Raw genomic sequence first — 8,572 nt, 5'->3', positions numbered from 1 at the left:
ACACGGAAGTTAAGCTCTCTAGCGCCGATGGTAGTTGGGACCTTGTCCCTGTGAGAGTAGGACGTCGCCAAGCAACTTTAAGACGAGTCAGAATGACTCGTCTTTTTTGTATGCTTTCATACCTCTATCAATTGCATTTTTAACTCCTTCTAAATAAGAAAATCCATATTTTTTATCTGGCTCTAAGTAAGTTCCTTCAGCCCACTCATTCCATGCGTTAATAAATAAAAACTCGCTGTTATAAAAAGAGTAAGTACGATGAATTTGCTTGCTTAAATATATGGTGAACTTTTCAGGGGTAGAACCTACAAAGATGCTGCTATTTGCGTTTTTACGTCGTGCAGTATTATCCCAATCAACAAAAGCCCCAGGAAATGTTTTTTTCTTTGGGAGCGATCGTTGTAATATATACATCCATACTTTATCGTAGTCCCAAACATTCAATTGCATATCAGAATCATATATGACCTTATTTATGTCTGAAGAGCTATCATGGGCAATTGTATAGAAAGGTTCAAACTGAATGCTAGCATCGAATCCATTTATATTAGGTAGTGGAAAACTGTTTAATGTTTCAGCAAAGTATATGCCTTTTAAACCATTTTCTCGCGCTAATGCATTCCAGTAATTAAGCATTTTTTCACAATCAGGAATATGTCCTGGACGATAAATAATGAATAGAGGTTTATCATCTATATAAATATATCTCTCATCTTGGAAAGCCTGTAATAAATAATCAAAGTGTTCCTTCCAATCAGATATATCTCCGTAATCTTGAGGCATTAATATATGTTTATCGAGACCATCCCAAGATTTTGTCCATGGTTCATTTGCCCAAGAAAGACAAAAAGGGAAGTCAGGTTCCTTTATCTTTAGTACGTCATTAAAGGGTGTTTCTAATAGTCTTTTTCCCTTAAACCAATAATGATAATAACAAAAACCATATATACCGTATGCTTTAGCGATTTCTGCTTGCCACTTTCTTACGGAGGGGCTAGTTAAGTCATAATAAAAATCTTGATAAGGTTCCCTCGGTTGATAATGTCCTGAAAATAAAGGGCGTGCACTTTTAGTATTTGTCCATTCAGTAAATCCTTCCCCCCACCATCGATCATTTTCTTTAATTTGATGGAATTGTGGTAAGTAAAAAGCGATTATTTTCAAAGTATATCCCCCTCATGTTTTTCGTAGTTCAATTGTTGGGAAGGTATTCTTGATTTGGTGGAGCAATTTTAAAACAAGAGATATGTTAGCTGTTTACTGCTTTTTTATGGTATGTATTGAATTTGTTTTTACAGCTTACTTAATAAGAGAGTATTAGGTAATTTGATATATAGCTGAAATAGAAAGTGCTTTTCGTCATGAAATTAAGTGTATTACGTTGAATAAAAGGAATTAAATTTTTTGAAGGACAAAGAGGGCTTGAGGTAATCGATTTACATCATCAAAAAAGTCTTGTAGCTTTAAATATTTCTCATAATGATTTTCAATATAAGTCCTAGGTATAACGGTTTCTCCGTAAAAACTACTATTTCTAACATCCCCTGCACCAGTAGCGCTGTGGACAAATTTTCCGTTTTCATAATCCGAGATAGCGCGATGTATATCTGGAAAAGCTTGAGATAAAGTTTTATGCCATCCTGTTTGAATTAATTCAGGATGTTCGTGGAATTGTTGACAAAAATCAAGAAAATAGCGCGCTTGTGTTGTTGCGATGAAAATTCCACCAGGGCGAAGAACTCTTGAAAATTCTTTTATCCAATTTTCAGCAGTTTCTTCGGATAAATGTGAGAATACAGAATAAGCGAATATGATATCTAATGAATTGTCACTAATAAATTCTACAGGGGGATGTGGACTTGCTGTTTTATATATCCCTCTTCCTAGTGTTTCATTACAAAGTGTGATCATCGCAGGATCCACATCAATGCCAAGTAAATTTTGATCAGAAGCATCTTTAAATAAGAAGCGTATAATTCTTCCCCATCCGCAGCCGAAGTCTAAAACTTTACTTTCTTTATTCACGGGAACACCTAAATTCTGGGCGTATTGTTTTATATAGCTATAAAACAAATATGCTTCATAAAGAGCATGTTCATAGGAAGCACCTACAAATTGTTTTTGAATTTCTTCAGGAGGAAACCTAGGTACGGGAACCCCATTTATCGTTGTTTGGGAACAACTTTGTATAAATAAATTTAGAAGTTCAACATCAGATAGTGAATTAACAAGATTATCAAAATCACTTCCTAACTTAAAGTTATGCATTTGTCAAACCTCCGAATTATATAGTGATTAAACCTTATTTTCTTGCTTTTTACTAATAAAAACATGTAAAAATTCAGCATCTAACCCGAGTGATCTATCCTTTTGTAAATAAACAATGGTATACATATTTGTGTGTGTATAAATATATTCAATCATATCTTGCCCCCAATCGAACGTTACTAAAGACCCGTTCTCATCAATAGGGTTTCCGTGATAAATGGGCTCTTCAATATATTCAATCACCTCTTTATTCAATCTTGCTCTTTGCACAGTTTTTGTGAGTGTATGATACCAAGGGACAGTAAATACATGAGCGCCGCCAGGTTTTAATACTCGTTCTATTTCTTTAAAGGCTTTGTTTGGCGTCATTACATGCTCAAAAACGTCTTGAGTAATGAATAAATCAAAAGATTCATTTTCAAAAGTCATGTCTTCTAAGTTCTCACATCTAATTCCTTGAAAGTATTGGCCAAGAGGATAGTTTTTAAAGTATTGAGAATATGTATAGTTTTTACAGTTTTTTAATAGTAGCTGAGTTGTAATTCCTCCAGGAGAGGATTCGTGGATACTATAGGAATCCCATTTTGGAAAAAATGTGTGTAAAGTATGGATTAAAGCTCGCTGCCTTGGGATAGAGTTACATGTAGAACATAAATAATGATCTCTAAGCCAATCATTATGCTCTATAAATGTAGCTTTCTTTTCGCAAATAACGCAGTACCCATTATTCTGTTTCAAATTGATTTCCACACGACATCACTCCTATGTTACATGCAATCTATTTATGGAAAGTATGATACACGTCAACAATCGGCGAAATCAAAGGGAATAGGTGAAAGTTAGGTATCTCTTAAAATAGCGATTAGGAAAAGGGAATAATCAGTTGAAGAGAACCCGACTCGAATTAAAGTTTCACTTTATGCTATGCGATGCATTAGCTTTTATTCATAGAAAAATGTATAGACTTAAAGTATCCCTCTCGTGTACGGGTACATTTCAAAGTCCTGTGCATATATTTCTGTAACTAAATCCATAGTTTCTTTATCATAAAAGCTTTCGTATGTTGGAAATCGTGGGAAGGCTTCATCTGTAATGCTAAGTTCTGCATAGCTCCCTGCATAAATCATCTTGTGGGCGCGATGATGATCTGAATTTGTAAGAAGTGCTAAATTAGATTTTATCAAATCGTACGTGTGTTCTAGTTTGGTGATTTGTGCATTAAAATCTTCTAAAGGAATATAACATTGGATGAAGTTTTCTTCACCGGGGACGTATTGTTGGCTAAAATGTATATCTATTGCTAGGGAATTGGAACCAAATGCCTGAACGTAATATAAAAATTGTTTAAATGATATTCCTTGATTACTATATTTATCATTATAAAAATAATGACGGATACTTTCCCATTGGGGGCTAGCGTATGGATTGTCAGCAAGTAATAGAAATGAGCTGACAGCCCTTGTATAGGGATTTCGCACAAGTTTACAAACATCCTTTTTACCTTCTAGAAGACCATTCTGTAACTCTGGTATGTAATTTATATTGTTCTTATACACCCAGAACTCATAGTAATGAATAAAGTCATTGTATTTCTTTGCTTCAGTAAATAATCCAATTTGAAAAAAGAACCAATTAGCTAATGCGGTGCATCCGCTTCTGTGACTCCAAAATAGTATAAGGGGAAAGTCTTTATGGTAATGCGGAATTCGGTCTTTATGTAGAATTACATGATTTAAAAGCTCTTGATTTATATTTTTCATGAGTTTCGCACTCCTTTTTTTGAGAACCTTGTGTATGTAGAAGTTTTTTTATGGGTTAAACAAGTGAGGATTGTTTATTAAATATATTCATGGGGATGAGTAAATATTATGAGTGTTTTTGCAGTCAATCTGAATAAGGAAGTTATTCCGAAATGAAAATAGAAAATAAAGATAATGAAAATTTATAACAAACATACAATGATAAGAAGATGAATAATCGAAATGATCCAGTTTATTTGTTTATATTTTTAGGTTTGACGATGAGAAAAATTTATTACTAGAGAGATGATATTATGAGGAAGAATAATTATTTAATAGTAGGTGGAAATAGTTTCATTGGTATCAACCTCGCATTGGGTTTATTGAAACAGGGGCAAAATGTAAAAGTATTTTCCAGACATATAAATAATTTTCCTCAAAATATTATAAGTGAAGTTGAATTTATTAAAGGTGATTTAGAAAATGTTGAGGATATATATAAGGCTTTAGTGAATATAGATATTATTATTTATTTAGCTGCGACGTCTAACGTAGCAACTTCAATTGAAGATGTTTTCGGCGATATTAATAGCAGTTTATTTTTTCTTAATTTCATGGAAAGTGTTAAAGATTTTCGTATTAAAAAAATTATATTAGCTTCTTCGGGAGGCACAGTTTATGGTGAACCTGAATATTTGCCTATTGATGAGAAACATCCATTAAGACCACTCTCCCCGTATGGAATAACAAAAGTTTCGCTCGAGAATTATTTGTATTTTTATAAGAGAAAATATGGAATAGATTATGTTGTATGTAGATATTCTAATCCGTATGGAAAATACCAAAACCCCTTAAAAAAAGTTGGGGCGATAAATTGTTTTTTGTATCAGCATCTCAGTAATGAAAGGATTAATATATATGGGAATCCAGAGGAGATTATTAGAGATTATATTTATATCGATGATTTAGTTGAAATTACTATACAACTAGCACAATTAAATCAATTGAAATCTTGCGTATATAACATAGGGAGTGGCAAAGGTCTTTCTTTAAAACGAATTATTGTGGAACTAGAGAAAATAACAGAAAGAAAAGTGGATTTTATCTGTTATAAACAAAAACAAGAGAACGTCCAAAGAATCATTTTAAATATTGATAAGATAAAACAAGAATTGAATTGGGAACCTAAAATAGATTTTAAAAATGGGATTAGATTAAATAAGCTATGGATTGAAGAGTTCTTATATAGTAAAAAATAATAAACCACACTCTACTTGTATTTAAGCAGAGCGTGGTTTATTATTTTACTTCTTTTTCTATTACCCAAAGGTCTTGATGTTCCCACCAAAATCCTTCAGTATACTTTTTGATGATTGGGTTATAGGGCAATAATTTAATTTTGTCACATACGTAAGAGGGGCTAACTATCGTTTGTCCGTACTGATTAACATCTAAATCGAATTGTTCACTAGAAGAGAGAAACCAATAGCCCTGTTCGTTTAAATTTGGAAACCCGAAATATTTTTTACTTTGATAGCCATGGGTTGTGAAAATGAATAAACCACCAGGTGAAACAGCGTTATACAATGTTTGAAGCCAACGAAACCAAGTTGTATCAGGCATATGAGAAAAAAAGGATAGACAAAAAACAATATCGTACGTAGAGGAGTCTAATTTTAACTGTTCGGGCTCAGGATGAGATAATATAGAAGGATTATTTAATTTGTTTTCAATAAAGGAAATGGCCTCTTCGTGTATATCACAAGCGGTTATACTCAAATTCGCTTGTAGATTTAATAAATGACGTGTTACGCAGCCGTATCCAGATGCAAACTCTAACAATTTGATTGGATTGCCTGTAGGAGGATAAAGGGAAGTGATTAAGTCTAAGAGTATTTGTGCTGAGTTTTGCCCGTCTTTAAAATAGTAATCTATCGCTTCTTTTTTTGATGGGAAAACGGGATTAGTGACAATGAACTGAAAGATATGATCCTCAGGATGGATACTTGCATTTACATTGTAGCTGTGTGCGATTTGAGAAATTAAATCTTTATGTTCCTCTATAAAGTCTTTCAAAGAGTATTCCCCCTTAAATAATAGTATCGCCTTACAAGAGATATTGATGGCAGAGAAAGCATACGTTTAAATTTTTAAGTATGTTTTAAGATACTTTCTATATGTATACATTTTCATTTTAGAAATGTCATCGATAGTAAAGCTTTCTTTAATGAAATTTTGCATTTGCACAACTTCATTGTAATGGGAATATGAATCTTCTGTTCTTGTTACACTATTTAAATGTCGTCTATGATAGTTTAGGGGGGCTGGATTGAAGTAAATATCTCCCTCTGTAAGAAGAGAAACATAGAAGAACCAGTCACCAGCTATTTTGAACTTTTCTAACTGTTTTTCTGTTTTCTTCATATCTATATTTTTAAAAACTACACTCGAGACATTAGGTATAGTGTTTTTGATAAGTAACGTATCTTGTATTTCGTCGACGCCTTTTCGAAAATAGGGGGCTTTCCATTTCTCTTCATCGATATCATTTGTGTAATTTAAATAATGATTAGCCAATACATTTCCTTGTTCGTCTATTTGTTTTGATTGTGTGTAGCTTAAGGCAATATTGTTATTTATATAAAACCCCTGCATCACCTCTTGTAAAAATGTCTTATCGCATAAGTCATCGGCCTCTGCAATCCAAATATAATCACCAGTTGCTGCAGTGACGCCTTTTATCCATTGTTTAAATACAGAACCAGAGTTTGTATCATTAATAACCTGTTGAACCTTCAGATGGATCTTATTTTCTTTTGAGAGCAGTTCTTTAAATGTTGATACGCTATGATCAGTGGAGGCATCGTCTAAGAAAATTAGTTCGTAAAGAGGGTAGGTTTGGTTTAATATTGATTCGATTCGATCAGGTAAGTATTTTTCATAATTATAGTTTGGTATGATTACGCTTATCTTTTTGTAATTATGTTCGAGAAGATCTAGTAATTGATAAATGTAAGTAAGAAAATTGAAGTTTTTTTCGATAAGTTCTTGGCCAAAGCTTCCCTTTTGTAATCGTAATCCCTCATCATGAATAAATTCATATATTTTTTCTAGCATTTTGGGTAAATTTAAAAAGTCTACTAAGGCACCAGTTTTTTCTGTAACAACATCCTCAAAACCTCCAGCATTTTTAAACCCTATAACAGGAAGTTTTGCATCTAATGCTTCTAAAACAACATTTGGAAAAGGATCTTCCCTTGAAGTTAATAAGTATAAGTCAGCTCCGGCGTTATATAATCCGATATCGGGAGTAGGATCGACTACTGTGAAATGTGCTTTATATTTAGGGGGCAGTGTATTCAGGAATTGAACGTCTGTTCTCCCTACCCAAATAAAATGAATATCCTTGTGAGTCTTTCTTACTGAGTAAGAGATAAGTGAGAATAGATCTATTCCTTTTCGATAATCTGCGAAGCCTACACCCAAGATGATTTTGCTATCTAGAGGCAGGTTAAGCTTCTTACGTAACTCATTTCTAGCTTTTGCAATATTGTTCTTATAAGGATTGTGGTTAAACAAACCTTGAGGGAGAATGTGACATTTTTGAGGATCCAATTCAGTGATTGTACGAAATTTTTCATGTACGTATTGTGAAGGGAAAACAACTTTGTAAGCAAATTCAGCGATGTTTTTAGCTTTCCCTTCAGCAGAGTACTGTTGTATTAAATGCGGTAATTCATGTATTAATGAAACAACTTTTATATTGTGTCTAGCTAGTAATGCGACGATATCGCCACTTATGACAGTGCTACATATGGCGAGGGTAAAATCCTGTGATAATAAATCTTTTATTAATAATTCGACCTTTTCTTTTGTTTGATAATCTTGCTCGAGACAATAAACAGGGCCGTGCTTTTGGAAATCGGGAATTAAAATACCGGATCCAATAGAAATAATTGCAACAGAGTAATCAAAGTTTTCTTTAAGAGCCTTAATAGTATGTAAAGAAAGTAGCTGTGCTCCGTGGAAATGGGCATCATGGGATACATAAATTATCTTTTTATTAACATGCATTTCATAACGCCTCCTAAGTTTATTAGATTTCTTTTCCTTTTTGTTGATTAAAGGTAAAGAAGAGAAATGGTTTATATATAATCCCCTAGAGATGAGCAGAAGGGGGACGTACTAAAAGAAAAAATATTATCCTTAATATATATTTACTTGGTCTCACATTCATTCTTTAGAAAAGTATTAGTATTAAGTTAGAGGGTGTAGTCTGCAGATTGTTAGTTTGAATACATATGTTTAAGAAGTTCTAAGGATGTGTTAGAAATTAAGAGAGCAAAGCTTTTATAATTTATAAAATAAAAAAGATAAAAAGTATTGACGATTGATCTACAGGGGTGTAATATAGGAAAAGTCGCCGATGACATTAACATTGAAAGCGACAAACGAAATGAAAAACTTAGTTGACATTACAAAATAGAAATGTTAACATAAGGAAGTCGCAAATGAGCGACCAAGTAGTTCTTTGAAAACTGAACGAAACAAACAACGTGAAACGT

General features: G+C 33.0%; 7 protein-coding genes. 1 reads left to right on the top strand and 6 read right to left on the bottom strand.

What is annotated here, in order from left to right:
• Nucleotides 1-87: 87 nt before the first annotated feature.
• The 4 genes from AC1Q51_RS27745 to AC1Q51_RS27730 form a co-directional block, all read right to left on the bottom strand.
• The gene (locus tag AC1Q51_RS27745; protein WP_090979088.1) at nt 88-1,164 is read right to left on the bottom strand and encodes a glycosyltransferase WbsX family protein; all 1,077 of its coding nucleotides are present in this window, start codon (nt 1,162-1,164) and stop codon (nt 88-90) included.
• A gap of 231 nt (nt 1,165-1,395) precedes the next feature.
• Nucleotides 1,396-2,268, bottom strand: coding sequence for a class I SAM-dependent methyltransferase (locus AC1Q51_RS27740; RefSeq protein ID WP_000551407.1), 873 nt, complete (start codon nt 2,266-2,268; stop codon nt 1,396-1,398).
• 27 nt (nt 2,269-2,295) lie between these two features.
• The gene (locus AC1Q51_RS27735) at nt 2,296-3,018 is read right to left on the bottom strand and encodes a class I SAM-dependent methyltransferase (protein ID WP_000405128.1); all 723 of its coding nucleotides are present in this window, start codon (nt 3,016-3,018) and stop codon (nt 2,296-2,298) included.
• Between the two features lie 215 nt (nt 3,019-3,233).
• The gene (locus AC1Q51_RS27730) at nt 3,234-4,028 is read right to left on the bottom strand and encodes a sulfotransferase family 2 domain-containing protein (protein ID WP_000790050.1); all 795 of its coding nucleotides are present in this window, start codon (nt 4,026-4,028) and stop codon (nt 3,234-3,236) included.
• Between the two features lie 293 nt (nt 4,029-4,321).
• On the opposite strand from AC1Q51_RS27730, the gene AC1Q51_RS27725 reads away from it, so the two are divergent.
• Complete coding sequence (locus AC1Q51_RS27725) at nt 4,322-5,266, top strand: NAD-dependent epimerase/dehydratase family protein (RefSeq protein ID WP_001230828.1); 945 nt, start codon at nt 4,322-4,324, stop codon at nt 5,264-5,266.
• Nucleotides 5,267-5,306: 40 nt separating this feature from the next.
• On the opposite strand, the gene AC1Q51_RS27720 is transcribed toward AC1Q51_RS27725, so the two are convergent.
• Both AC1Q51_RS27720 and AC1Q51_RS27715 read right to left on the bottom strand, forming a co-directional pair.
• Nucleotides 5,307-6,083, bottom strand: a complete 777-nt coding sequence (locus AC1Q51_RS27720; RefSeq protein ID WP_000651236.1) for a class I SAM-dependent methyltransferase — start codon at nt 6,081-6,083, stop codon at nt 5,307-5,309.
• Between the two features lie 66 nt (nt 6,084-6,149).
• Entirely contained in the window at nt 6,150-8,081 is a 1,932-nt protein-coding gene (locus tag AC1Q51_RS27715; protein ID WP_090979091.1) for a glycosyltransferase, read from the bottom strand.
• Nucleotides 8,082-8,572: the final 491 nt, after the last annotated feature.

It is taken from the genome of Bacillus sp. MT94, from assembly GCF_058792475.1.
Note: the sequence above shows the minus strand (reverse complement) of the source record. Positions and strands in the feature narration are given on the sequence as shown.

Bases quoted from the DNA above. Each gene is read 5' to 3' on its own strand.
- AC1Q51_RS27740 (WP_000551407.1), bottom strand. From the start codon at position 2,268: ATGCATAACTTTAAGTTAGGAAGTGATTTTGATAATCTTGTTAATTCA.
- AC1Q51_RS27730 (WP_000790050.1), bottom strand. From the start codon at position 4,028: ATGAAAAATATAAATCAAGAGCTTTTAAATCATGTAATTCTACATAAA.
- AC1Q51_RS27725 (WP_001230828.1), top strand. From the start codon at position 4,322: ATGAGGAAGAATAATTATTTAATAGTAGGTGGAAATAGTTTCATTGGT.
- AC1Q51_RS27715 (WP_090979091.1), bottom strand. From the start codon at position 8,081: ATGCATGTTAATAAAAAGATAATTTATGTATCCCATGATGCCCATTTC.